22 protein-coding genes and 1 tRNA gene are annotated in these 23,673 nt (G+C 66.6%); 15 read left to right on the forward strand and 8 right to left on the reverse strand.

Annotated elements, in window-relative coordinates:
- Positions 1-44 precede the first annotated feature (44 nt).
- The 10 genes from ACT54X_RS05575 (at position 45) to ntrC (ending at position 10,330) form a co-directional block, all read left to right on the forward strand.
- Positions 45-809 carry a pseudouridine synthase gene (locus ACT54X_RS05575; protein ID WP_294364952.1) on the forward strand — a complete coding sequence of 255 codons (765 nt, stop codon included), beginning with the start codon at positions 45-47 and terminating at the stop codon, positions 807-809.
- A gap of 35 nt (positions 810-844) precedes the next feature.
- Positions 845-1,840, forward strand: a complete 996-nt coding sequence (locus ACT54X_RS05580) for a YncE family protein (protein WP_476345662.1) — start codon at positions 845-847, stop codon at positions 1,838-1,840.
- A complete protein-coding gene (locus ACT54X_RS05585; protein WP_294364955.1) occupies positions 1,830-2,651 on the forward strand; it encodes a polysaccharide deacetylase family protein in 822 nt (273 codons plus the stop codon). Before ACT54X_RS05580 ends, ACT54X_RS05585 begins: the two co-directional genes overlap by 11 nt.
- A 27-nt stretch (positions 2,652-2,678) precedes the next feature.
- Positions 2,679-3,662: a sterol desaturase family protein gene (locus tag ACT54X_RS05590; protein WP_294364958.1), complete on the forward strand. Its 984-nt coding sequence runs from the start codon at positions 2,679-2,681 to the stop codon at positions 3,660-3,662.
- Positions 3,663-3,712: 50 nt separating this feature from the next.
- Positions 3,713-4,603 (forward strand): EI24 domain-containing protein, encoded by an 891-nt coding sequence (locus tag ACT54X_RS05595; protein WP_294364961.1) that lies wholly within the window; start codon positions 3,713-3,715, stop codon positions 4,601-4,603.
- A complete protein-coding gene (locus tag ACT54X_RS05600) occupies positions 4,600-5,412 on the forward strand; it encodes a competence/damage-inducible protein A (protein WP_294364964.1) in 813 nt (270 codons plus the stop codon). The genes ACT54X_RS05595 and ACT54X_RS05600 overlap by 4 nt, the downstream gene beginning before the upstream one ends.
- A gap of 153 nt (positions 5,413-5,565) precedes the next feature.
- A complete protein-coding gene (glnA, locus tag ACT54X_RS05605) occupies positions 5,566-6,981 on the forward strand; it encodes a type I glutamate--ammonia ligase (RefSeq protein WP_234194210.1) in 1,416 nt (471 codons plus the stop codon).
- Between the two features lie 167 nt (positions 6,982-7,148).
- Positions 7,149-7,646 (forward strand): hypothetical protein, encoded by a 498-nt coding sequence (locus ACT54X_RS05610; RefSeq protein WP_294365923.1) that lies wholly within the window; start codon positions 7,149-7,151, stop codon positions 7,644-7,646.
- Positions 7,646-8,722 (forward strand): nitrogen regulation protein NR(II), encoded by a 1,077-nt coding sequence (glnL, locus tag ACT54X_RS05615; RefSeq protein WP_114804115.1) that lies wholly within the window; start codon positions 7,646-7,648, stop codon positions 8,720-8,722. Before ACT54X_RS05610 ends, glnL begins: the two co-directional genes overlap by 1 nt.
- A gap of 24 nt (positions 8,723-8,746) precedes the next feature.
- Positions 8,747-10,330: a nitrogen regulation protein NR(I) gene (gene ntrC, locus ACT54X_RS05620; RefSeq protein ID WP_294364972.1), complete on the forward strand. Its 1,584-nt coding sequence runs from the start codon at positions 8,747-8,749 to the stop codon at positions 10,328-10,330.
- Between the two features lie 33 nt (positions 10,331-10,363).
- On the opposite strand, the gene xth is transcribed toward ntrC, so the two are convergent.
- The 5 genes from xth to ACT54X_RS05645 form a co-directional block, all read right to left on the reverse strand.
- A complete protein-coding gene (xth, locus tag ACT54X_RS05625; RefSeq protein WP_294364973.1) occupies positions 10,364-11,143 on the reverse strand; it encodes an exodeoxyribonuclease III in 780 nt (259 codons plus the stop codon).
- A 145-nt stretch (positions 11,144-11,288) separates the two neighbouring features.
- On the reverse strand, positions 11,289-11,612 hold the full coding sequence (locus tag ACT54X_RS05630) for a hypothetical protein (RefSeq protein WP_234194213.1): 324 nt from the start codon (positions 11,610-11,612) through the stop codon (positions 11,289-11,291).
- Positions 11,613-12,299: 687 nt separating this feature from the next.
- Positions 12,300-12,390, reverse strand: a tRNA-Ser gene (locus ACT54X_RS05635).
- 15 nt (positions 12,391-12,405) lie between these two features.
- Positions 12,406-13,332: an SPFH domain-containing protein gene (locus ACT54X_RS05640; RefSeq protein ID WP_294364976.1), complete on the reverse strand. Its 927-nt coding sequence runs from the start codon at positions 13,330-13,332 to the stop codon at positions 12,406-12,408.
- A gap of 57 nt (positions 13,333-13,389) precedes the next feature.
- The gene (locus ACT54X_RS05645; protein WP_294364979.1) at positions 13,390-13,815 is read right to left on the reverse strand and encodes an NfeD family protein; all 426 of its coding nucleotides are present in this window, start codon (positions 13,813-13,815) and stop codon (positions 13,390-13,392) included.
- 135 nt (positions 13,816-13,950) lie between these two features.
- Between ACT54X_RS05645 and ACT54X_RS05650 the strand changes: the two genes are divergently transcribed.
- A complete protein-coding gene (locus tag ACT54X_RS05650) occupies positions 13,951-16,245 on the forward strand; it encodes an arginine/lysine/ornithine decarboxylase (protein WP_294364981.1) in 2,295 nt (764 codons plus the stop codon).
- Between the two features lie 46 nt (positions 16,246-16,291).
- Here ACT54X_RS05650 and ACT54X_RS05655 read toward each other — a convergent pair whose 3' ends face one another.
- From ACT54X_RS05655 to ACT54X_RS05665, 3 genes are read right to left on the reverse strand one after another with little or no spacing between them, the layout of a single operon-like run.
- Positions 16,292-17,158: an EamA family transporter gene (locus ACT54X_RS05655; RefSeq protein ID WP_354318983.1), complete on the reverse strand. Its 867-nt coding sequence runs from the start codon at positions 17,156-17,158 to the stop codon at positions 16,292-16,294.
- On the reverse strand, positions 17,155-17,709 hold the full coding sequence (locus tag ACT54X_RS05660; RefSeq protein WP_294364985.1) for a phosphonate degradation HD-domain oxygenase: 555 nt from the start codon (positions 17,707-17,709) through the stop codon (positions 17,155-17,157). Before ACT54X_RS05660 ends, ACT54X_RS05655 begins: the two co-directional genes overlap by 4 nt.
- Positions 17,710-17,717: 8 nt before the next feature.
- Positions 17,718-18,455, reverse strand: a complete 738-nt coding sequence (locus ACT54X_RS05665; RefSeq protein ID WP_294364988.1) for a phosphonate utilization associated transcriptional regulator — start codon at positions 18,453-18,455, stop codon at positions 17,718-17,720.
- 158 nt (positions 18,456-18,613) lie between these two features.
- Here ACT54X_RS05665 and ACT54X_RS05670 point away from each other — a divergent pair, with 158 nt between their 5' ends.
- From ACT54X_RS05670 to ACT54X_RS05685, 4 genes are read left to right on the forward strand one after another with little or no spacing between them, the layout of a single operon-like run.
- Positions 18,614-19,651, forward strand: a complete 1,038-nt coding sequence (locus ACT54X_RS05670) for a putative 2-aminoethylphosphonate ABC transporter substrate-binding protein (protein WP_294364991.1) — start codon at positions 18,614-18,616, stop codon at positions 19,649-19,651.
- Positions 19,652-19,689: 38 nt separating this feature from the next.
- Positions 19,690-20,817 carry a putative 2-aminoethylphosphonate ABC transporter ATP-binding protein gene (locus tag ACT54X_RS05675; protein WP_294365925.1) on the forward strand — a complete coding sequence of 376 codons (1,128 nt, stop codon included), beginning with the start codon at positions 19,690-19,692 and terminating at the stop codon, positions 20,815-20,817.
- Between the two features lie 2 nt (positions 20,818-20,819).
- Positions 20,820-22,520 carry a putative 2-aminoethylphosphonate ABC transporter permease subunit gene (locus ACT54X_RS05680; RefSeq protein ID WP_294364994.1) on the forward strand — a complete coding sequence of 567 codons (1,701 nt, stop codon included), beginning with the start codon at positions 20,820-20,822 and terminating at the stop codon, positions 22,518-22,520.
- Positions 22,521-22,539: 19 nt separating this feature from the next.
- Complete coding sequence (locus tag ACT54X_RS05685) at positions 22,540-23,673, forward strand: TIGR03364 family FAD-dependent oxidoreductase (RefSeq protein WP_294364996.1); 1,134 nt, start codon at positions 22,540-22,542, stop codon at positions 23,671-23,673.

The following is a 23,673-nucleotide window of genomic DNA, read 5'->3' on the forward strand; positions in this document are numbered from 1 at the left end:
TGGTCCAGCACGCGGATGGGCGTCGACTAACATCCGCGCCCACCATGCAACTGCAAGAACTGCTTTTCAGCCAGGGGTTCGGAACGCGGCGCGTGTGCGCCGGCCTGATCCAGCATGGCCACGTCACGCTCGACGGACAGGCCGTCACCGACGCTGCCTTCGATGTCGACGCCCAGGAAGGTCTTCGCTACACGGTTCAGGGCAAGCCGTGGGAATACCACGCCAAGGCCTACGTGGTCCTGAACAAGCCGGCGGGGACGGAGTGCTCGCAAAAGCCTTCGACCTGGCCTTCGGTCTACACGCTGCTGCCGGATCCGTTGCGCCAGCGGCCGGTCAAGGGCGGTGTGGACGGGGTTCAGGCCGTTGGAAGGCTCGACCAGGACACGACCGGCTTGCTGCTGTTGTCGGACGACGGCAAGTTCCTGCACCGCATGGCTTCGCCGCGTCACCATGTTCCCAAGGTGTACGAGGCCGCGTTGAAGCACCCGCTGGATGAGGCGCAACTGGCGCGGCTGTGCGAAGGCGTGGTGCTCGATGACGATCCCAGGCCGGTGCGGGCGCTGGCCGCCGAGCGGCTGGAGGAGCGACTGCTGCAGTTGACGCTCGACGAGGGCAAGTACCACCAGGTCAAGCGCATGGTGGCGGCAGCAGGCAATCGCGTCGAGGCGCTGCACCGGGCGCGTGTCGGGCAACTGCAATTGCCCCCGGAGCTCGCGCCGGGCGAGTGGCGCTGGCTCACCGCCGCAGAGGTCGAATCGCTGTTCCAGGTCAAGAAGCTGACCACGAAGTCATCCTCTGCTGGGGGCTGACCGTTAGTATTTTTCGTCCCGCCTCCACAGGTTGAATCTTGCGCGCTCATTCCCTTCGTGCCGGCCGCCTCGCGGCCGTTTTGCTGTCCCTGGCCTGCAGTTGTCTGCCGGGCCTCGCGGCGGCGGCTCCCCCGCCCATCTTCGTGCTCAATTCGCTGGATGCGACCGTGAGCCTGATCGATCCCACCTCCTGGACCGAGATGCGCAGGGTCTCGGTGGGCAAGGAGCCTCACCACATCTACCTGACGCCGGACCAGCGCTCGGTCATCGTGGCCAACTCGGCTGGCGACTCGCTGACCTTCTTCGACCCGAAGACGGGCGAGATCCAGCGCACCGTCAACGGCATCATCGACCCCTACCAGTTGCGCTTTTCCCCCGACATGAAGTGGTTCGTCACCGCCGCGAACCGGCTGAACCATGTCGACATCTACCGCTGGGATGGCAGTAACCTGCAACTGGCCAAGCGCCTCGTCACCGGCAAGACACCCAGCCACATCTGGATCGATTCCAAGAGCACCACGGCCTATGTCTCGATGCAGGACAGCGACGAGTTGATCGCCGTCGACATCCCCACCCAGACCATTCGCTGGCGCGTCGCCACCGGGCCGATGCCTGCCGACATCTTCGGCGTCCATGACGACAAGACGCTGCTGGTCGGCCTGACCGGCGGCGAGGGCGTACAGGTGTTCGACGTGGCAGGCCGCGAGCCGAAGGCCGTGAGCATCCTGCCGACGGGCAAGGGCGCGCACGCCTTCCGGGCGGCGGGCGATGGCAAGACGGTGTTCGTCAGCAACCGTGTGGCCAACACCATCAGCCGCATCGATTTCGCCACCCTCAAGGTGGTGGCCAATTACGCCGTGCCCGGCGGCCCCGACTGCATGGATGTCTCCGCCGACGGCAAGCGCCTCTACGTGACCTCGCGTTGGGCCAAGAAGCTCAGCGTGGTGGACCTGCAGACCGGCCAGCTCATGAAGCAGGTACCCGTCGGCAAGTCGCCGCACGGTGTCTGGACCCTCGACCATGCGCGTTGAACGCCTGGGCCGCGCCGCCCGCCGCGTGGCTGTCGCGGTGGTGGCTGCCGCGGGCGGCGCATCCGTCGTCGCTGCGGCTGCGGCCGATTGCAGCAAGCCGGTCTACCTGACGTTCGACACGGGCCACATGGGCGTGGCGCCGCTGGTGGCCGATGTGCTCAAACGCCACGATGTGCATGTGACCTTCTTTGCCGCCGCCGAGCGCACCAAGGACGGGGGCGACAGCCTGGACGACCATTGGGCACCGTGGTGGAAGGCGAGGGCAGCCGACGGCGACGAGTTCGCTTCGCACACCTACGACCACGCCTACTGGCGCGCCGACCTGCCTGACGAGAACGGCCAGAAGCGCTTCATCATCCAGCCGTCGGCTGGACCGCAATCGGGTCAGCGCCTGACCTGGACGCAGGCGCAGTATTGCCAAAACATCCGCAAGTCCAGCGAGCGCCTGGCGCAGATCACCGGCAAGACGCCGCTGCCCTTGTATCGCGCGCCGGGCGGCAAGACCTCGCCCAAGCTTCTGGAGGCCGCACGCGCGTGCGGCTACATGTACGTGGGTTGGTCGCCTGCGGGCTTTCTGGGCGACGAGTTGCCCAGCGACAAGTATCCGAACCAGAAGCTGCTGGCCCAGGCGCTGGAGCGCATCCGCCCCGGCGACATCCTGCTGGCCCATCTGGGCATCTGGTCGCGCCAGGATCCGTGGGCGCCAGCCGTGCTCGAGCCGCTGGTTGCGGGCCTGCAGCAACGCGGCTTCTGCTTCCGCACACTGCGCGATCATCCTGACTACCGCGCCTGGATTGCGGCGCACCCCTGAGTCACGAACAAGGACGGAGAGCTTCCGATGGACTGGCATGCCTGGCTGACCGACCCGTTCGGCCTGATGCAACAGTGGCTGTTCGAAACCGTGGTCCAGCCGGTGATGTTCGCGGCGGGCATGGGCAACCTGCTGGAGGATGGCTTCGATGCCACCGGCTGGCTGCTGGTGGGCCTGCTCGAGATCGCCGTGATGCTGGCGATCTTCGCGCCGCTCCAGCGCTGGCGTCCGGTGGAGCCGTTGCGGGACCGCCGGGCCGTGCGTGTGGATGTGATCTACACACTGATCCACCGGCTGGGCCTGTTTCGGGTGGGGATCTTCTTCGTGCTGCAGCCGCTGTTCGACATGGCGCTCGGCCACGTGCGTGCCGCTGGCTGGGGCACGATGCAGCTCGACGCGCTATGGCCCGGTGTGACCGATCGGCCATGGGTCACCTTCCTGCTGTACCTGGTCGTGCTGGATTTCGTCGAGTACCTGATCCACCGCGGGCAGCACACCATCGACTGGTGGTGGCGGCTGCATGCGCTGCATCATTCGCAGCGGCAGATGACGATGTGGAGCGACGCCCGCAATCACCTGCTGGACGACATCATCCACAGCACCATCGTCGTCGTGGTCGCCCAGCTCATCGGTGTGCCGCCTGGACAGTTCGTCGTCCTGGTGGCGCTGACCCAACTCAGCCAGAGCCTGCAACATGCCAATCTTCGGCTGCACTTCGGTCGAGTGGGCGAGCGGTTGTGGGTCAGCCCGCGCTTCCATCGGCTGCATCATGCGATCGGCGTGGGCCATGAGGAGGTGGGCCGCCCCGGCGTGCTGGGGGGCTGCAATTTCGGCGTGCTCCTGCCATGGTGGGACATGCTGCTGCGCACCGCCAACTTCGATCTGCGGTATCTGCCCACGGGCGTCCGCGACCAGGTGGAGCCCGATGCCCAGGGCCGCCTGCGCGACTACGGCAGGGGCTTCTGGTCGCAGCAGTGGCTCGGCTTGCGACGGCTTGTGGGACGTGCCTGACGCACCCGGCTCCATCGAGGGCGCACGGGCAGCGGTTATGCTGCGCGCCGATGCGTCTTCTCGCTGATTCCTGCTGGCGCGCGGCCGCCTACTGCCTGCATCCGCGTGTCATCCTGCTGTCGCTCGTGCCGCTGGCGCTGATGGTGGCGGTCTCGGTGGGCCTGTCCTACTTCTACTGGGAGCCTGCGGTCGGCTGGATGCGCGGCGCGCTGGATGCCTGGCCCCTGCTGGCCGGCTTCTGGAACTGGCTCCAACGTCTTTTCGTCGGCGATGTCCGCAACCTGCTGGCGCCCCTGATCGTGCTGCTGGCCGCAACCCCGGTGCTGGCGATTGTGTCGCTGGTCGTCGTGGCGGCCTTCATGGCGCCCGCACTGACGCGTCTCGTGGCCGAACGGCGCTTTCCGACCCTGGAAAAGAAGCACGGTGCAGGCATGGTTGCCAGCGTGGTGCGCTCGGTGGCGCTGACGGTGGCAGCTGTGGTGGCCCTGCTCGTGTCGATGCCGCTGTGGCTGGTGCCGCCGCTGGTGCTCGTGCTGCCACCGCTGATCTGGGGTTGGCTCACCTGCCGCGTGATGAGTTTCGACGCCCTGGCCGAGCATGCCAGTGCAGACGAGCGGCGCATCATCGTGCGCCGCCATCGACTGCGCCTGCTCACCATCGGCATCCTGTGCGGCTATCTCGGCGCGGCGCCGAGCATCGTCTGGGCCTCCGGCTTGGTGTTCGCGGCGGCCTTCTTCATCCTGATTCCCGTGGCGATGTGGATCTACACGCTGGTGTTCGCCTTCTCCGCCCTTTGGTTCGCCCATTACGCGCTGGAGGCGCTGTCGCAGCTGCGGCGGGAGGCGGCGGGCGCTGGGCCATCCACACTGCTTCCGTCCGCGGGATCGCCGCCTGACGTCGCCCCGCCGGCCCTGCCTTCCTCCGATCCCCCCGCACCATGAGTTCCACTGAACGCCCCGCCTTCGGCCTGATCATCGTCGGCGACGAGATCCTCTCGGGCAAGCGCACCGACAAACACATGGCCCGCGTCATCGAATTGCTCGGTGCGCGGGGGCTGTCGCTGTCGTGGGCCGAATACGTTGGCGACGATCCCGCGCGCATCACGGCGGCCCTGCGACGGGCGTTCGCCGGGTCCGACATCGTCTTCTCAACCGGCGGCATCGGGGCCACACCCGACGACCACACCCGCCAGTGCGCAGCCGCGGCGCTCGGCGTGCCCCTCGCGCTCCACCCCGAGGCCGCCGAATTGATTCGCGAGCGTATGCAGGACACCGCACGCGAGCAGGGGGTGCCCTACGAGCCCGACCGCGCCGACAACGTGCATCGCCTAAATATGGGCGTGTTTCCGCAGGGGGCCTCAATCATCCCCAACCCGTACAACAAGATCCCCGGCTTCAGCGTCCGCGATGTGCATTTCGTGCCGGGCTTCCCTGTCATGGCGTGGCCCATGGTCGAGTGGGTGCTGGACCAACGCTACGCGCCCCTGCACCGTGAGGTGGCGATCGCCGAGCGTTCGCTGATCGTTTTCGGTGCGATGGAAGCCAGCCTCACGCCCCTCATGGAGGCGGTCGAGCGCGAGTTCTCGGGCATCAAGGTATTCAGCCTGCCCAGTGTGGATCACCCGAAGTACGGCCGCCACATCGAACTCGGCGTCAAGGGCGAGACGCGCCAACTTGAACCGGCATATGCACGCCTGAAACAAGGTGTGTCCGACTTTGGTGCATCAATAGGCGCAGAATTGGTGCGCTGAGTTGTGATGCATCATATCGGTGCATACGCTACTACCGCCAGCGTCAAACGCTGCCGTACGTGCCGCGTAGGACAACGAATGAAAATGGCATAGAACCTGCGTTCGTCCTGCTCGCAAATTTCGTCAACCCTTCCAATCCCCCAGGAGAACCTGATGGCAAAGACCGTCGCCGACGTCATGAAACTCGTCAAGGAAAACGAGGTCAAGTTCGTCGACTTCCGATTCACCGACACCCGCGGCAAGGAGCAGCACGTCACCGTGCCGGTTTCGGCCTTTGATGAAGACAAGTTCACCGCGGGTCATGCCTTCGATGGTTCCTCGATCGCCGGCTGGAAGGGCATCGAAGCCTCCGACATGCAGCTGATGCCCGACCCGAGCACGGCCAACATCGACCCCTTCTACGAAGAGACGACGCTGTTCCTGCAGTGCGACGTCCTCGAGCCCGCCGACGGCAAGCCCTACGACCGCGACCCCCGCTCGGTCGCCAAGAAGGCCGAGGCCTATCTGAAGTCCACCGGCCTGGGCGACACCGCCTACTTCGGTCCCGAGCCGGAGTTCTTCATCTTCGACAGCGTGCGCTGGAGCAATGAGGCCGGCCGCGTGTTCAGCGAGATCGACGAATACGAAGCCCCCTGGAACAGCGGCGCGAAGATGGAAGGCGGCAACCGCGGCCACCGTCCCACCACCAAGGGCGGCTACTTCCCCGTTCCGCCGGTCGACAGCACCCAGGACATGCGCGCCGAGATGGTGCTGGTGCTGGAAAGCCTGGGCATCCCGGTCGAAGTGTTCCACCACGAAGTGGCTGGCGCTGGCCAGAACGAGATCGGCACCAAGTTCTCGACACTCGTCGAGCGCGCCGACTGGACGCAGGTCCTGAAGTACGTGGTCTGGAACGTGGCGAACAGCTACGGCAAGACCGCCACCTTCATGCCCAAGCCGTACGCCGGTGACAACGGCTCCGGCATGCACGTGCACCAGTCCATCTGGAAGGACGGCAAAAACCTGTTCGCCGGCGACGGCTATGCCGGCCTGTCGGACACCGCCCTGTACTACATCGGCGGCATCATCAAGCACGCCCGTGCACTGAACGCCATCACCAACCCCGGCACCAACAGCTACAAGCGGCTGGTCCCTGGCTTCGAAGCGCCGGTGAAGCTGGCCTACTCGGCCAAGAACCGCTCGGCCTCGATCCGCATCCCCTTCGTCGCCAACCCGAAGGGTCGCCGCATCGAAGCGCGCTTCCCCGATCCCTCGGCCAACCCGTACCTGTGCTTCTCGGCCCTGCTGATGGCTGGTCTGGACGGCATCGAGAACAAGATCCACCCGGGCGAAGCCGCCACCAAGGATCTGTACCATCTGCCGCCCGAAGAAGACGCGCTGGTGCCGACCGTCTGCCACAGCCTGGACCAAGCCCTCGAGTACCTCGACAAGGACCGTGCCTTCCTGACCAAGGGCGGCGTGTTCACCGACTCCATGATCGACGCCTACATCGACCTGAAGATGGGCGAAGTCACGCGCTTCCGCATGGCTCCGCACCCGGTCGAGTTCGACATGTACTACTCGCTGTGATGGCCACGGGCGCTTCGGCGCCCGGCGGTATCGCGCACAAGGACGGCCCCCGGGCCGTCCTTTTTCTTTGGTGCGGGAACCGGCCTGCCGGCCTGTCTTCCAATTGCAAGACAATGTTGCGTGGCATCGCCCATGGCGCGCCAAGCTCTTTCTCTCCGGTCGCGATGATGAAACCCTACCTGCCTCTTCTTGTGTTGCTCGGCCTCGGCGGCTCTCTTGGCGTGCAGGCGCAGGAGCGCATCTGGCGCTGCGGCAACGAATACACCAACAACGCCGCCGATGCGCAACGCCGTGGCTGCAAGGTCGTCGAAGGCGGCAATGTGACCGTCGTGCAAGGGACGCGGCCCGCCGGCGCGTCCACCCCTTCGTCCACCGCCTCCCCGCGGCCCGCCGGCAGCGGCCCTCGCGTCGATTCGCCGGAGCAGCGGGCGCGCGACAGCGACGCCCGTCGCGTGCTTGAAGGCGAACTGCGCCGGCTGGAGGCGCGCCAGTCCGAACTGATGAAGGACTACAACAACGGCGAGCCGGAGAAGCAGGGCAGCGAGGCGCGAAACTACCAGAAGTACCTGGACCGCGTGGCCGAGATGAAGGCCGAGATTGCGCGCAACGAGGCCGACTTGGCCAGTCTGCGCCGTGAACTGGACCGCCTGCCGGCGTCGCGCTGATGGCCTTCGGTACGGTTGCGCGCGCCAGCAAGCGCTTCCAGGCCTTCGATCTGCTTGCCACCCTGGTGGTGGTGATCCGCCACGACGGCACCATCGTCTTCGCCAATTCGGCCCTGGAGGATGCGCTGGGCACATCGCGTCGCACGCTCGAAGGCGCAGCCCTGGGCAACTTCTTCGTCGATGCCGGGACCTTGCGCACGGCCATCGATGGCGCCCGCACCAACGACTTCGCCACGTTGCGCTACGAAGCACAGCTGCGCCGTGGTACGCAGGAGCCGCTGCCCGTGCAGGTCACGCTGGCCCAGACGGACCGCAAGGCCGAACTGCTGCTGGAGATGTCGCCGCAGGAGCAGCAGGTGCGGCAGGATCGCGAGGTGCGGCTGCTCGACCAGGCCCAGGCCAACAAGGAGCTGATCCGCAACCTCGCGCACGAGATCAAGAACCCGCTGGGCGGCATCCGCGGCGCGGCGCAACTGCTGCAGATGGAGATCGAGTCGCGCGACCTGATCGAGTACACGCAGGTCATCATCCATGAAGCCGACCGCCTGCAATCGCTGGTGGATCGCCTCCTGGCCCCGCACCGCAGGCCTCATGTGGTGGGCGACGTCAATATCCACGAGGTCTGCGAGCGCGTGCGCTCGGTGCTGCTGGCGGAGTTTCCGCATGACCTGGAGGTCGAGCGCGACTTCGATCCGTCCATTCCCGAGTTCCGCGGGGATCGCGAACAGCTGATCCAGGCCACGCTCAACATCGCGCACAACGCGGCGCAGGCGCTGGCCGAGCGCCGTGCGGCCGGCGATGCACGCATCACCTTCCGCACGCGCATCGCCCGCCAGGTCATCCTCAACAAGCAGTGGTGGCGACTGGCACTGGAATTGCATGTCATCGACAACGGCCCGGGCGTCCCGGACTCGATCAAGGACCGCATCTTCTATCCGCTCGTCTCGGGCCGTGAAGGCGGAACCGGATTGGGCCTGACGCTGGCGCAGACCTTCGTGCAACAGCACCATGGGGTCATCGAATGCGACAGCGTGCCCGGCCGTACCGACTTCACGATATTGATACCGCTGCCGTAGCAGGAAAGGACAACAAGGAGCTGCATGAAGCCGATCTGGATAGTGGACGACGACCAATCGATACGCTTCGTGCTTGAAAAGGCGCTGTTGCGAGAGGACCTGCCGACGCGCAGCTTCACCAATACCCGCGAAGTCCTCGCCGCGCTCGAAGCCGCCAACGACGACGAGATGCAGGGACCGCAGGTGCTGGTCAGCGACATCCGCATGCCGGGTGGTTCGGGCCTGGACCTGCTGGACAAGATCAAGCAGAAGCATCCCGGCCTGCCGGTCATCATCATGACGGCCTTCTCCGACCTGGACAGCGCCGTGTCGGCCTTCCAGGGGGGCGCCTTCGAGTACCTGCCCAAGCCCTTCGACCTGCCGCGTGCGGTCGAGCTCATCCGCCGCGCGGTGGACGAGAGCCAGCGCGAGGAGGTGGCCGAGGAGCGCATGCAGGCCACGCCCGAGATGCTCGGCCAGGCGCCTGCGATGCAGGACGTGTTCCGCGCCATCGGCCGCCTGTCGCAGAGCAATGTGACGGTGCTGATCACCGGCGAATCGGGCTCGGGCAAGGAACTGGTGGCGCGCGCGCTGCACAAGCATTCGCCTCGGTCCAACGGGCCCTTCGTGGCCATCAATACGGCGGCGATCCCCAAGGACCTGCTGGAGAGCGAGCTCTTCGGCCATGAGCGCGGCGCCTTCACGGGCGCACAGACCATGCGCCGCGGCCGCTTCGAGCAGGCCGACGGCGGCACGCTGTTCCTCGACGAAATCGGCGACATGCCCTTCGACCTGCAGACCCGCCTGCTGCGCGTGCTGTCGGACGGGCACTTCTACCGGGTCGGCGGGCACAACGCGGTCAAGGCCAATGTGCGCGTGATCGCGGCCACCCACCAGGACCTCGAGCAGCGGGTGAAGCAGGGTGTGTTCCGCGAGGACTTGTTCCACCGCCTCAACGTCATCCGCCTGCGGCTGCCGGCCTTGCGCGAGCGCAAGGAGGACGTGCCTTCGCTCACGCGCCACTTCCTGCAGCAAAGTGCCAAGCAACTGGGCGTGGAGCCCAAGCGCATCTCCGATGCGGCCCTGTCGCAGCTGTCGGCCTTCAACTTCCCGGGCAACGTGCGGCAGCTGGAAAACATCTGCCACTGGCTCACGGTGATGGCGCCAGCCCAGTTGATCGAGCCGAAGGACCTGCCGCCCGAGGTGCTGTCGAACGCGGCGTCGGAGGCGGGCCTCGGCACAGGCGCGCCGCTCCAGGCGGGCGTGCCGTCCGTCACGACGCCGGTGGAGACGGCCGCCTTCGAGCCTGCCGCTGGCGCTGCCGCGGCAATGCCGGTGTCCATGCCAATGGTCGCAGCGGCTCCAGCGGCGACGCCCATGGCGACGGTGGCCGCGGCTGCGACGGCCAGTTGGGAGCAGGGGCTCGACGCGGAAGCGCAGGCGATGCTGGCGGCCGGTCAGCCGGACGTCTGGGATGCCCTCTCGCGGCGCTTCGAATCGCATCTCATCCTGACCGCACTGTCCTTCACGCGTGGCCGCCGCATCGAGGCGGCGCAGAAGCTCGGCATCGGCCGCAACACCATCACGCGAAAGATCGCCGAACTCGGACTGGATCAGGACGACGCCTGATCGCGTCCGGCACTGCCGGCCCGCGGTACAAGCTCAGCCGCCCAACTCCATCACCACGGGGGCATGGTCGCTGGGCTTCTCCCATTTGCGCGGCACACGGTCGATGGTGCATGAACGCACCTCGGGAACCAGCGGCTCGCTGACCAGAATGTGGTCGATGCGCAGGCCACGGTTCTTCTGGTAGCCGAGCATGCGGTAGTCCCACCACGAGAAGCTTTTCTCGGGCTGCTCGAACAGGCGGAAGCCGTCGACCAGGCCCAGTTGCAGCAGCGCCTGGAAATGCTGACGCTCTTCGGTCGTGTGGTGGATCGTCTCCTTGAGGCCCACCGGGTCGTAGCTGTCACGGTCCTCCGGCGTGATGTTGAAGTCGCCCAGGAGCACCAGCCGCGGATGTGCGGCCATCTCGGCGCGCAGCCAGTCGCGCAGTGCGTCCAGCCAGCGCATCTTGTAGGCGAACTTGTCGGAGCCCGGCGCCTGGCCGTTGACGAAGTAGCCGTTGACCACGCGCAGCGGGCCGGTGGGCGTGTCGACGGTCGCGCTGATCACGCGCGAATGCTCGTCCTCGAAGCCGCCGATGTTGCGCTGGACCTCGCGCAGCGGCGACAGGCTCAGCAGCGCGACGCCGTTGTAGGTCTTCTGGCCGAAGCTCGCGGCCTCGTAGCCGGCGGACTTGAGCACCTCCAGCGGAAACTTGTCGTCGGTCATCTTGAGCTCCTGCAGGCACAGGAGATCGACGGGGTTGGCGATCAGCCAATCCAGCACATGCTGCAGGCGGGCCGTGAGAGAGTTGACGTTCCAGGTGGCGATTTTCATGAGGTGACGTTGATCCCAGTCGGTCAACGGGTTGAGGTGGCGGGGGAGCACGGGCCAGCGGCGAGCCGAGTAAGGCGTCCGTGGCGTGCCGGCCCGCCATCCTATCGGCAGGTGTGCCGGTCGTGCGGCAGCGGGGGCCTCCAGGTCACGGCGGATCGCTTTCCCACGGGAAGAGCTTGGAGCGCAGGGCCTGGACGGCCTCCGGGGTATGGGGCGACGCGGCGTCCTGGAGGGAGCGCACGTAGGCCCGCAGATGTTCCCTGGCGCCATCCGGCAGCGATCGCCCCGTCTCGGACTTTTCCAGGTGGCCGTTCAGGTAGTGGTCGAGCAGGAACTGGCAGTCTTCGTGCCGGGGGTGGGTGGAAATGATGGCCATGAGGGCGAAGAGCAGGCCCCGTCGTTCAAGTCGCATCGTCAGTACTTCGTTGCGCAGCGTGTTGAGCTTGGCTGCGAGTTCGTCATTGGTCATGCCTTGGCCGTTGCCTCGGAGTTACGGGGCGGCCATTCTTTCGGGCAGTTCTTGCCCCACGCACCACGGGCGTTTCAACAGGCGGGGCAGGGCGTCTGCAGGAGTGGCTCAGCGCGTGGTGGCGCCATGCCTTCGGGTTGCGGCGGTGCGAGGAATCAATACGCCGGCGCGGATTCGCGAGTGAGTACCGGTGCCTCACCGCGAACGATCCTGGACGGCTGTGCGTGCCGGGTCGTGTCTGGCAGCGCAGGAGGCCTGGCGGGGCGACTGTCAGGGCAGCCTGCGCACTCTGGCGCGAGGCGGATCAGACTTGGCGTTTGCGGGCGGAGCGCTCGCGCAGACGTCCGAACGCGGCGTTTCGCAACTTCAGCAGATAGTTGCGCTTGGCACCCTCGGACATCTTGGATTGGAAAAGGTGCCGGAGATCGCCTCCTCCGGATTCCGTGGATCCCCCGCGCGGATCCGAACCCCCATCACCCGCGCCGCTGTTTGACCTGCTGTCCATGCTGTTGCGCTCCTTACGTGCTGTTTCGCGATTGTGAACTCGCCCTCGTTGCGCTGTAAACAAAAGTGTGCGCAAAAATTAAGACAGTCGACAATTGCGCAAAAGTGGAGCATCTCTGGGGAGCAGATGGCAGCGCTGCAGACATAAAAAAAACCCGTTGCGCATGCAACGGGTTTCGTATTTGGCGGAGCAGGCGGGATTCGAACCCGCGGTGGGCTATTAACCCACACACGCTTTCCAGGCGTGCGACTTAAACCACTCATCCACCGCTCCGTGGAGCCCATGATTCTAACCCGGATTTGAGCCGCTGCGGCCCGCGCGAACCATCTGCATCGCCGAGGCGATCAATCCGGCGGTGTCGGTCATGTTGCTGGGCACGATCAGGGTGGTCTTGGCGTCCGCCGCGACCTTGCTGTAGGCATCGACGGCGCGCTCGGCGACCTTCAGCTGCACGGCTTGATCGCCCCCTGGCTGCCGGATGGCGGCCGCGATGCGCTCGATCGCGAGCGCCGTGGCCTCGGCCACTGCGGTGATGGAGGCGGCCTCGCCCTGTGCGTTGTTGATGGCCGCCTGCTTCTCGCCCTCGGAGCGGGCGATGTAGGCCTCGCGTTCGCCAGTGGCGATGTTGATCTGCTCCTGGCGCCGGCCCTCGGAGGCGGCAATCAGCGCCCGCTTCTCGCGCTCTGCCGTGATCTGCGCCTGCATGGCGCGCAGGATCTCGGCGGGCGGCGTCAGGTCCTTGATCTCATAGCGCAGCACCTTCACGCCCCAGTTGAGCGCGGCCTCGTCGATGGCGGCCACGACCTGGGCGTTGATGATGTCGCGCTCCTCGAAGGTCTTGTCCAGTTCCAGCTTGCCGATCACGCTGCGCAGCGAGGTCTGCGCCAGCTGGGTGACGGCCACGATGTAGTTGGAGGAGCCGTAGCTCGCCCGCATCGGATCGGTCACCTGGAAGTAGAGGATGCCGTCCACCTGCAGCTGCGTGTTGTCACGCGTGATGCAGATCTGGCTGGGCACATCGAGCGGGATCTCCTTCAGGCTGTGCTTGTAGGCCACGCGGTCGATGAAGGGGATGAGGAAGTTGGGCCCCGGCGTCATCGTGCTGTGGTACTTGCCCAGCCGTTCACGGACCCAGGCGTTCTGCTGGGGCACGAACTTGATGGACTGCCAGATGAAGATGACGGCGATGACCAGGATGACGAGGGCGATTTCCATGGCAGTTCGATGAAGTGAGATTGAAAGGTTCCGCGAGCTCGGCGCAGTCCCGAATGATCAGAGAGGCTCCAGCACAAGACGGTTGCCCTGCAACTCGACGACGCGGTGCGCTCCCGGCTGGCCGCGGCCGCTAGCGCGGAGCACGGCCGTCCATTGCGCACCCCGGTGACGCACGAGCGCCGTGCCATCCGCGAGCCAGGCGTCGACGTGCACGCGTTCGCCGATGTCGAGGTTCATGTCGGGGCTGGCCTGCGGCGGCGGTCCAGCGGGGCGCGCGCGCTGCTTGAGATACCAGGCGCCCACCGTGCCCACGCCGACCACGGCGGCCACGACCAGTTGGACGGGCAGCGCGGCACCCAGATGCGCTGCGACGGCCGCGGCCGCGAAGGCTACGGCCGTCAGCAGAAGGTAGATGGTGCCGGAGACCAGTTCCAGCGCGACGGCTGCACCGGCCAGCAGCCACCAGAGCGTCGATTGAGCCATGGACGAGTTCCTACAGCAAAGAGGTGGCGGGAAGCCCCACATTCTGGGGCACGTCGCATGACGCGGCCGTCATCTGGATTCCTTACACTTCGCGCCTTCTTTGCGCACCCCCCAAAAGCCGGAGCCCGACAGCCCATGAAATTCCGCTTTCCCATCGTCATCATCGACGAGGACTTCCGCTCCGAGAACACCTCCGGACTGGGCATCCGCGCCCTGGCCCAGGCCATCGAAAGCGAGGGCTTCGAGGTGCTGGGCGTGACCAGCTACGGAGACCTGTCGCAGTTCGCGCAGCAGCAGAGCCGGGCGAGCGCCTTCATCCTGTCGATCGACGACGAGGAATTCACCATCGGCCCAGACCTCGACCCGGCCGTGCTGAACCTTCGCACCTTCATCGGCGAGGTGCGACGCAAGAACACCGACGTGCCGATCTACATCTACGGCGAGACCAAGACCAGCCGGCACCTGCCCAACGACATCCTGCGCGAACTGCATGGCTTCATCCACATGTTCGAGGACACGCCGGAGTTCGTGGCCAAGCACATCATCCGCGAGGCCAAGAGCTACCTCGAGACGGTGCAGCCGCCGTTCTTCAAGGCACTGATCGACTACGCGGAAGATGGCTCCTATTCGTGGCACTGCCCGGGCCACTCTGGTGGCGTGGCCTTCCTCAAGAGCCCCGTCGGCCAGATGTTCCATCAGTTCTTCGGCGAGAACATGCTGCGTGCGGACGTCTGCAATGCGGTGGAGGAACTGGGCCAGCTGCTGGACCACACCGGTCCGGTGGCCGCCAGCGAGCGCAATGCGGCACGCATCTTCAACGCCGACCATTGCTTCTTCGTCACCAACGGCACGTCCACGTCCAACAAGATGGTGTGGCACCACACGGTGGCGCCCGGCGATGTGGTGGTGGTGGACCGCAACTGCCACAAGTCGATCCTGCACGCGATCATCATGACCGGCGCCATCCCGGTGTTCATGAAGCCCACGCGCAACCACTACGGCATCATCGGCCCGATCCCCAAGAGCGAGTTCGAGCCCGAGGCCATCAAGGCCAAGATCCGCGCCAACCCGCTGCTCAAGGACGTCGACGCCGACACCGTCAAGCCGCGCGTGCTGACGCTCACGCAGTCCACCTACGACGGCGTGATCTACAACACCGAGACCATCAAGACGATGCTCGACGGCTACGTCGACACGCTGCACTTCGACGAGGCCTGGCTGCCGCATGCGGCCTTCCATCCCTTCTACGGGCCGTACCACGCCATGGGCAAGCGCCGTGCGCGGCCCAAGGAATCGCTGGTGTTCGCCACCCAGTCCACGCACAAGCTGCTGGCCGGCATCAGCCAGGCCAGCCATGTGCTGGTGCAGGACTCGCAGAACCGCCAGCTGGACCGGGACCTCTTCAACGAGGCCTACCTGATGCATTCGTCCACCAGCCCGCAGTACGCCATCATCGCCAGTTGCGACGTGGCGGCCGCCATGATGGAGCCGCCCGGCGGCACCGCGCTGGTGGAAGAGAGCATCCTCGAGGCCCTGGACTTCCGTCGCGCCATGCGCAAGGTGGAGGAGGAGTTCGGCAAGGACGAATGGTGGTTCAAGGTCTGGGGCCCGGAGCACCTGGTCGAGGAAGGCATCGGTCGCGCCGACGACTGGATCATCAAGGGCGAGACCCGCGCCGGCAACGGCGGCAAGAAGAACGGCGCGCGCAACTGGCACGGCTTCGGCAAGTTGGCCGACGGCTTCAACATGCTCGACCCGATCAAGTCGACCATCGTGACGCCCGGCCTGGACCTCGACGGCAAGTTCGCGCCCACCGGCATCCCGGCGAGCATCGTCACCAAGTTCCTGGCCGAGCATGGCGTGATCGTGGAGAAGACGGGCCTGTACAGCTTCTTCATCATGTTCACCATCGGCATCACCAAGGGCCGCTGGAACACGCTGCTGACGGCGCTGCAGCAGTTCAAGGACGACTATGCCCGCAACCAGCCCATGTGGCGCATCCTGCCGGAGTTCTGCCAGCAGCATCCCATCTACGAGCGCATGGGCCTGCGCGACCTGTGCCAGCGCGTGCACGAGCTGTATGCCAAGTACGGCATCGCCCGGCTGACCACCGAGATGTACCTGTCGGACCTGGAGCCGGCCATGAAGCCCAGCGAGGCCTTCGCCCACATCGCGCACCGCAAAACCGAGCGCGTGGAGATCGACCACCTCGAAGGCCGCATCACCACCAGCCTGATCACGCCGTATCCGCCCGGCATTCCGCTGCTGATCCCGGGCGAGGTCTTCAACAAGAAGATCGTGGACTACCTGAAGTTCGCGCGCCAGTTCAACCTGGAGTGCCCGGGGTTCGAGACCGACATCCACGGCCTGGTGGCCCGCGTGGACGAGAAGGGCAAGAAGCGCTACTACGCGGATTGCGTCAAGCGCTGACCCTGTGCTCGACGGGGCGCCGCCTTTTGTGCGCTGCGCGCCCGTGTCATCCGAACCGCAGTGCCATCACGCCGCCGACCACCACGGCGGTACCGAGGGCGCGCTGCAGCCCGAAGCGCTCCCGCAGCCACAGCGTGCCGATGAGCGCGGCGAAAAGCACCGAGGTCTCGCGCAGTGCCGCCACCACCGCCACGGGCGCCCGCGTCATGGCCCAGAGCGCGATGCCATAGCTGGCCAGCGAGGCCGCCGTGCCCAGCCACGCCACACCCAGGCGGCCACGCATGTAGGCGAGAGCATCACGCCGCCCCTGCGGACCGCGCCGCCACAGCACCAGCAGCATGAAGGGCAGGCCGTCGAAGACGAAGAGCAGGGCGACGTATGCGGCGGCGTTGCCGCTGGCCCGCACGCCGAGGCCGTCCACGACCGTATAGAGCGCGATGATGCAGGCGTTGGCCAGCGCGAAGCCCAGGGCCTTGCCGCGGTGCCCTGACGTGTGCAGATGACCGGGTGAAAGACCGAGCGTGAGTACGCCAGCACAGATGCCGGCCACACCGAACCATGCGAGCCCCGAGAGGCGCTCGCCCATCACCGTGAGGCTGCTAAGGGCCACCAGCAGTGGCGCGCTGCCGCGCATCACCGGGTAGGCCAGCCCCAGGTCACCGTGCTTGTACGCGCCGGCCAGGGCCACGTAGTAGCCCACATGGATCACGACCGAGGCGGCCAGATAAGGCCACGAAGCGGTGGCCGGCAGGCCGGTGAAGGCCAGGATGGGTAGCGCGATGAACAGTCCGAGGCTGTGGATCAGTGCCGTGTCCAGCGACTTGTCCGACGCCGACTTGATGAGTGCATTCCAGCTGGCATGGAGCACCGCGCCGAACAGCACGGCCAGCGCGACAGGGCCCGTCAGCGTCATGCGCCTGGGGCCAGCATGCAGCGACGCGCGCGCGCCAGGTAGTGCGGCAGGTCGGGGGTGGCGAGGTCGGCCTGCTTGGCCGTGTCGTCCCACAGCCGCAGGCGGACCGCCTCCTGCGCATGCGGGCGCTGCATGAAGCGCATGGCTTCTTCGTCGCTGAATACGCCGCCCTGTAGAACCAGGCTGCGCTTGGAGTCGTCCGAGAGGGCGGCCCAGTAGTCCGGACGGGTCGCGCACAGGTAGCGCTTGGCGTCGACGTGCCAGGCAATGGCGTCGAGGACCCGATCCGGAAAGAGCCCGCGGAGGAAGGGCAGGGCATGGAACTGGTGCCGGTCGTCGATGCCGCGCAGCGTGGGCGTCTCGCCCTGGTCGTTGAGCAGGTGGCCGATGTCGTGAAGCAGGGCGGCCGTGACGAGCGCGTCGTCGGCATCTTCCTGCTCGGCCAGGTAGGCACTCTGCAGCGCATGTTCCAACTGGGTCACGGGTTCGCCGCTGTACTGCTCGGCGCCGCGGCGCGCGAAGAGGTTCTCGATGTCGTGAAGGGTCAACATGGCGGGCCTCAGGACGCGGCGAGCGAGGCACCGCCGCTGCCCGTGGTCGAGCCGCGCTGTTTCTCCCAGTTGAGGCGCGTGCGCTCGCGGCTGTTCATCACATGTTGGTACATGGCCTGGCCCGCGGCATCCGGGTCACCGGAGGCGATGGCCTTGAGGATGGCGCGATGCTCGCGCGAGTAGACGGCCATCGATTCGTCGGTGAGGTTTTGCCGGCGGAACAGCGACAGCTCGTTCACCAGCTTGCGATAGGTGGCGACCAGCTTGGCGTTGCCGGCCAGCTCCAGCAGGCGGTCATGGAAGGCGAGGTTGAAGCGGTGGTAGTCCTTGGCGTCGCCCGCTTTCACCGCCTGGTCCATGGCCTCGACCAGCTGCCGCAGTTCGCGCACCTGGGCCGGGGCGGCTGTCTCGGCCAGCTTGCGGCCCACATACAGGTCCATCACGGCACGCACCTCGAAGATCTCCAGCGCTTCCTCGATGGGCACATCGCGCACGAAGACGCCGCGGTTCTTTTCGGTGCGTACCAGGCCGCCTTCCTCCAGCATGCGGAAGGCCTCGCGCACCGGCCCGCGCGAGACGCCCAACTGGTCGGCCAGCGTGGCCTCGGTGAGCTTGGCGCCGGGGCCGAGCTCGCCGTCCAGGATCATGCGTTCGATTTCTGCCTGCACCACATTCGCCAGCGAATGGCACTGAAGCTGTGCGATGACGGGATGGGAAGAGACCTTCTTGGCAGGGGCGGCAGGCATGGCGCGATGGTAGGTTCGAGAGCGTAGATTGTCTACGATCTACAAAGAACAATAGACAAAGAGGTGGAGCAGGCCCCGATTTTGCTTGGCGACCGTGTCACGAAGATGTCGTTTCGCGGCGGCACATTCGCCCGGTCATTTCATCGAGGAGCCTGCCCATGCACTTTTCCGTCAAGACCATCGCGACCGCCCTCATCGGCCTGGCCGCTACCGGCGCGGCCTTCGCGCAGAAGACCCAGCTGACGGTCTACACCGCGCTGGAGACCGACCAGCTCAAGGCCTACCAGAGTGCCTTCAACAAGGTCGAGCCCGACATCGAGATCAAGTGGGTGCGCGACTCCACCGGTGTGATCACTGCCAAGCTGCTGGCCGAGAAGGCCAATCCGCAGGCCGATGTGGTGTGGGGTGTGGCCGCCTCCAGCATGGCGCTGTTCGACAAGCAGGGCATGCTCGAGCCCTATGCGCCACTGAACCTGGACGCGGTGATGCCGCAGTACCGCGACAAGAAGAACCCGCCCGCCTGGGTCGGCATGGACGTGTTCGGTGCCGTCGTGTGCTTCAACACGGTCGAAGCCAAGAAGAAGAACATCCCCGTCCCCACCACCTGGAAGGACCTCACCAAACCCGAGTACAAGGGCCAGGTGGTGATGCCCAACCCCGCCTCGTCGGGCACCGGCTACTTCGACGTCGCGGCCTGGCTGCAACTGTGGGGCGACGACGCCGGCAAGGGCGGCGGCTGGAAGTACATGGATGCGCTGCACGAGAACATCGCGCAGTACACGCACTCCGGCTCCAAGCCCTGCAACATGGCGGCCTCCGGCGAATACGTGGCGGGCATCTCCTTCGAGTACCGCGGCTACACCAACAAGGCCAAGGGCGCGCCCATCGAGCTGGTGTTCCCCAAGGAGGGCCTGGGCTGGGACCTGGAGGCCGTCGGCATCTACAAAGGCACCAAGAAGCTGGACGCCGCGAAGAAGCTGGCGAACTGGGCGACGTCGAAGGACGCCATGCTGCTCTACGGCAAGAACTTCGCCGTGACTGCCCAGCCGGGCGTGGCCCCCAAGCTGGCGGGCATCCCCGGCGACTACGAGGCCCGCCTGATCAAGATGGACTTCGAGAAGTCCGCCACCAACCGCGAGCGCACCCTGGCCGAGTGGACGCGCCGCTACGACGCCAAGAGCGAGGCGAAGAAGTGATGAACGCGCCGGCGCATGTCCATGCGGCCGACCGCAGCATGGGTGCTGCGCCGGCGCCGCTGTCCCTGGTTGAAAGCGTGCCCCAGGCCGACTACCTGCGGCTGCAGGGCGTGCACAAGCGCTTCGGCGCCTTCACGGCGCTGGAGTCCATCGACTTGACCATTCCGCAGGGCGAGCTGGTGTGTTTCCTCGGCCCCTCGGGCTGTGGCAAGACCACCTTGCTGCGCATCATCGCGGGGCTGGAAGTGCAGACGGGCGGCCAGCTCTGGCAGGGCGGTACCGACATCTCGCGCCTGCCGCCTGCACAGCGCGACTACGGCATCGTCTTCCAGTCCTATGCGCTCTTTCCCAACCTGAGCATTGCGGACAACGTGGCGTATGGGCTGGTCAACCAGCGGCGCCCGCGCAAGGACATCGCCGCGCGTGTCGACGAACTGCTGCAGCTCGTGGGCCTGCCCGGCAGCGGCGGCAAGTACCCGGCGCAGATGTCCGGCGGCCAGCAGCAGCGGGTAGCGCTGGCGCGCGCACTGGCCGCCTCGCCAGGCCTGCTGCTGCTGGACGAGCCCCTTTCGGCGCTCGACGCCATCGTGCGGGTGCACCTGCGCAACGAGATCCGTGCGCTGCAGCGCCGGCTGGGCGTCACCACCATCATGGTGACGCACGACCAGGAAGAGGCCCTGTCCATCGCCGACCGCATCGTGGTGATGAACCATGGCGTGATCGAGCAGGTGGGCACGCCGTTGCAGGTCTATCGCGAGCCCGCGACGCCCTTCGTGGCCGAGTTCGTCGGCAAGGTCAACCGGCTGCCCGCCGTGGCCGAGGGCGGGCGCTGGTTCCGGTGCGGCGACCGGCGCTGGCAGGTCGAGGCTGGCCACGGCGCCGACTACCGACCGGGCCGGGAAGTGATGCTCTACCTGCGTCCGGAAGACCGGGCGATGACCGGCTTCGACGCGGACCATCCGGGCCTGTGCATCGGCACGGTGGCGCACATCGAGTTCCTCGGCGGCAATTGCCTGGCCGAGCTGGTGGTGGAGGGGCTGCCGGGGCCGCTGCAGCTGCAGTTCTCGCTCAACCAGATGGACGAGTTCGGCGTGCAGCAGGGCCGTCGGTTGCGCTTCGCGCTGCGGCTGGACCGGCTGCGGGCCTTCCCCGCGGCGGAGGCCTGAGCATGCAGACCGCGATCCGCCTGCCGGCCGTCCGGCTGTATGTGCACTGGAGCGACCGTGTGGCGCACTTGCTGCTGGTGGCCGTGGCGCTGTTGCTGGTCATCGGCCTGCTGTTGCCCTTGGGCGCCATCCTGTCGCAGGCATTGCAGCAGACCGAGGAGCGCTCGGGCTGGGGCCACTTCCGTGCCTACCTCGCATCGCCCGCCTTGCTGGGCAGCCTCTGGAACAGCCTGTGGGTGTCCGCGCTGGTGACGGCGCTCGTCATCCCGCTGGCCTTCGGCTTCGCCTATGCGCTCACGCGCAGCTGCATGCCCGCCAAGGGCCTGCTGCGCAGCATCACGCTGCTGCCCCTGCTTGCGCCTTCGCTGCTGTCGGCCATCTCGCTGATCTACTGGTTCGGCAACCAGGGCGCGGCCAAGGGGCTGTGGCAGGCGCTGGGCTTCGAGAGCATCTATGGCGCGCCGGGCATCGTGCTGGCGGAATGCTTCGCCACCTTTCCGCATGCGCTGATGATTCTGGTGACGGCGCTGTCGCTGGCCGACGCACGGCTCTATGAAGCCGCCGACGCGATGGGCACGCGCACCCTGCGGCGTTTCTTCACCATCACGCTCCCGGGCGCGAAGTACGGGCTGATCTCCGCCGCCTTGGTGGTGTTCACGCTGGTCATCACCGACTTCGGCATCCCCAAGGTGGTCGGCGGCAACTTCAACGTGCTGGCGACCGACGTGTTCAAGCTGGTGATCGGCCAGCAGGACTTCCAGCGTGGCGCCGTCGTCGCCCTGCTGCTGCTGGCGCCCGCGCTGCTGACCTTCGCGGTCGATCACCTGGTGCAGCGCAAGCAGACGGCCATGCTCACGGCGCGCGCCGTGGCGCTGGCGCCCCGGCCTGCAAAGGGCTTCGATGCTGCCATGACTGCCTATTGCCTGCTCGTGTGCGCACTGATGGTGGCGATGTTCGGCATGGCGGTGTTCGCTTCCTTTGCCAAGCTGTGGCCCTACAACCTCACGCCCAGCCTCGACCATTACGTCGCCGGCATCGTCGATGCCGAACTGGGCGGCGCGGTGCTCAACAGCCTGCTGCTGGCAGCCTGTACGTCCGTGGTCGGCACAGCCGTGGTGTTCTGCGGCGCCTACCTGCTGGAGAAGACGCGCGGCCTGGATGTGCTGCGTCCCCTGATCCGGCTGATGGCCATGCTGCCCATGGCGGTGCCGGGATTGGTCCTCGGCCTGGGCTACATATTCTTCTTCAACGCGCCGTGGAACCCGCTCAATGGCCTGTACCAGACCATGGGCCTGCTGGTGTTGTGCACGGTGGTGCACTTCTACACGACGGGTCACCTGACCATGGTGACGGCCCTGAAGGCCATCGACGGCGAGTTCGAGGCCGTCGCCGCCTCACTCAAGGTGCCGGTGTTCACCACCGTGCGCCGCGTCACGCTGCCGATCTGCCTGCCCGTGCTGCTGGACGTGTCGCGCTACTTCTTCATCAACGCGATGACCACCATCTCGGCGGTCGTCTTCCTGTACTCGCCCGAGACGCGCCTGGCCTCGGTCGCCATCCTCAACCTCGACGAGGCGGGCGAGATCGGCGCTGCCGCCGCCATGGCGGTATTGATCGCCGGGACCTCGGCGATCGTGAACGTGCTGTACCTGCTGCTCGGCCGTTGGGTGGACCGCCGCACCCAGCGCTGGCGGCTGCGATGAGCCAAAGGGATTCCCACGAATGAGCAACACCCATTTCGACCTGATCGTGGTCGGTGCCGGCATCGTCGGCCTGGCCCATGCGTACACCGCCGCGCGGCGCGGCCTCAATGTCTGCGTGATCGAGAAGGACGCCGCCTGCGTCGGTGCGTCCATCCGCAACTTCGGCTTCGTGACCGTGACCGGACAGGGCGCCGGCGACACCTGGCGCCGCGCCCGACGCGCACGCGAGGTGTGGGGCGAGGTGGCGCCGCAGGCTGGCGTCGAGGTGGTCCACCAGGGCCTGTACCTCACGGCCTTCCGCGACAAGGCGCTGGCGGTGCTGGAGCAGTTCATGGACACCGAGATGGCCGAAGGCTGCGAACTGCTGGACGTGGCCGAGGCCGCGCAGCGCGCACCGACGTTGCGGTTGGACGGGCCCGAAGGCCCGGCCCGTGCGGTCCTCTACAGCCCGCACGAGGCGCGTGTGGAGTCGCGCACCGCCATCGGCCTGCTGGCGGCCTGGCTGGCCGAGGCGCATGGCGTGGTCTTCCGCTTCAGCGAACAGGTGCTGGAGGTGGCGACGCCGCGCGTGCGCACCGCCCGCGCCACGCTGCATGCGGAGCGCGTGGTCGTCTGCACCAACATCGAACTGAACGGCCTGTTTGCCGAGCGGCTGGCGCCGCATCGCCTGCAGCTGTGTCAGTTGCACATGCTGCGTGTTCAGCCACCCAAGGGGTTCAAGCTGCCCGGCTCGGTCATGGCCGACCTGAGCCTGGTGCGCTACCACGGCTACAGCAAGCTGCCGGCGGCGCAGGCGCTGCGGGCCCAGCTGGAGGCGGAGGAGGGCGGGTCGCTGGCTCATGGCATCCACCTGATCGTGGTGCAGAGCGCCGACGGCTCGCTGGTGGTGGGGGACTCCCACCACTACGGTCCGGTGCTTGAACCCTTCGCCGACACGCAGGTAGACGCGTTGATGCTGCGTCACATGCAGGAGGCGCTGCACCTGCCCGACTACACCGTCACCCAACGCTGGGTGGGCACCTATCCCTCGTCGCCCGACACTGACTGCCTGATCGACGCGCCGGACGACGCCACCCGGCTGGTGATCGTCACCAGCGGCACCGGCGCCAGCACGGCCTTCGGCATCGCCGAAGAAGTCTTCGCCGCTTGGTAG

The organism is Pseudacidovorax sp. DMC4 (assembly GCF_056314265.1).

Excerpts from the sequence above, each read along its gene's own strand:
- ACT54X_RS05575 (WP_294364952.1), top strand. The coding sequence starts at position 45 with ATGCAACTGCAAGAACTGCTTTTCAGCCAGGGGTTCGGAACGCGGCGC.
- ACT54X_RS05585 (WP_294364955.1), top strand. The coding sequence starts at position 1,830 with ATGCGCGTTGAACGCCTGGGCCGCGCCGCCCGCCGCGTGGCTGTCGCG.
- ACT54X_RS05590 (WP_294364958.1), top strand. The coding sequence starts at position 2,679 with ATGGACTGGCATGCCTGGCTGACCGACCCGTTCGGCCTGATGCAACAG.
- ACT54X_RS05595 (WP_294364961.1), top strand. The coding sequence starts at position 3,713 with ATGCGTCTTCTCGCTGATTCCTGCTGGCGCGCGGCCGCCTACTGCCTG.
- ACT54X_RS05600 (WP_294364964.1), top strand. The coding sequence starts at position 4,600 with ATGAGTTCCACTGAACGCCCCGCCTTCGGCCTGATCATCGTCGGCGAC.
- glnA (WP_234194210.1), top strand. The coding sequence starts at position 5,566 with ATGGCAAAGACCGTCGCCGACGTCATGAAACTCGTCAAGGAAAACGAG.
- ACT54X_RS05610 (WP_294365923.1), top strand. The coding sequence starts at position 7,149 with ATGAAACCCTACCTGCCTCTTCTTGTGTTGCTCGGCCTCGGCGGCTCT.
- glnL (WP_114804115.1), top strand. The coding sequence starts at position 7,646 with ATGGCCTTCGGTACGGTTGCGCGCGCCAGCAAGCGCTTCCAGGCCTTC.
- ntrC (WP_294364972.1), top strand. The coding sequence starts at position 8,747 with ATGAAGCCGATCTGGATAGTGGACGACGACCAATCGATACGCTTCGTG.
- xth (WP_294364973.1), bottom strand. The coding sequence starts at position 11,143 with ATGAAAATCGCCACCTGGAACGTCAACTCTCTCACGGCCCGCCTGCAG.
- ACT54X_RS05630 (WP_234194213.1), bottom strand. The coding sequence starts at position 11,612 with ATGACCAATGACGAACTCGCAGCCAAGCTCAACACGCTGCGCAACGAA.
- ACT54X_RS05640 (WP_294364976.1), bottom strand. The coding sequence starts at position 13,332 with ATGGAAATCGCCCTCGTCATCCTGGTCATCGCCGTCATCTTCATCTGG.
- ACT54X_RS05645 (WP_294364979.1), bottom strand. The coding sequence starts at position 13,815 with ATGGCTCAATCGACGCTCTGGTGGCTGCTGGCCGGTGCAGCCGTCGCG.
- ACT54X_RS05650 (WP_294364981.1), top strand. The coding sequence starts at position 13,951 with ATGAAATTCCGCTTTCCCATCGTCATCATCGACGAGGACTTCCGCTCC.
- ACT54X_RS05655 (WP_354318983.1), bottom strand. The coding sequence starts at position 17,158 with ATGACGCTGACGGGCCCTGTCGCGCTGGCCGTGCTGTTCGGCGCGGTG.
- ACT54X_RS05660 (WP_294364985.1), bottom strand. The coding sequence starts at position 17,709 with ATGTTGACCCTTCACGACATCGAGAACCTCTTCGCGCGCCGCGGCGCC.
- ACT54X_RS05665 (WP_294364988.1), bottom strand. The coding sequence starts at position 18,455 with ATGCCTGCCGCCCCTGCCAAGAAGGTCTCTTCCCATCCCGTCATCGCA.
- ACT54X_RS05670 (WP_294364991.1), top strand. The coding sequence starts at position 18,614 with ATGCACTTTTCCGTCAAGACCATCGCGACCGCCCTCATCGGCCTGGCC.
- ACT54X_RS05675 (WP_294365925.1), top strand. The coding sequence starts at position 19,690 with ATGGGTGCTGCGCCGGCGCCGCTGTCCCTGGTTGAAAGCGTGCCCCAG.
- ACT54X_RS05680 (WP_294364994.1), top strand. The coding sequence starts at position 20,820 with ATGCAGACCGCGATCCGCCTGCCGGCCGTCCGGCTGTATGTGCACTGG.
- ACT54X_RS05685 (WP_294364996.1), top strand. The coding sequence starts at position 22,540 with ATGAGCAACACCCATTTCGACCTGATCGTGGTCGGTGCCGGCATCGTC.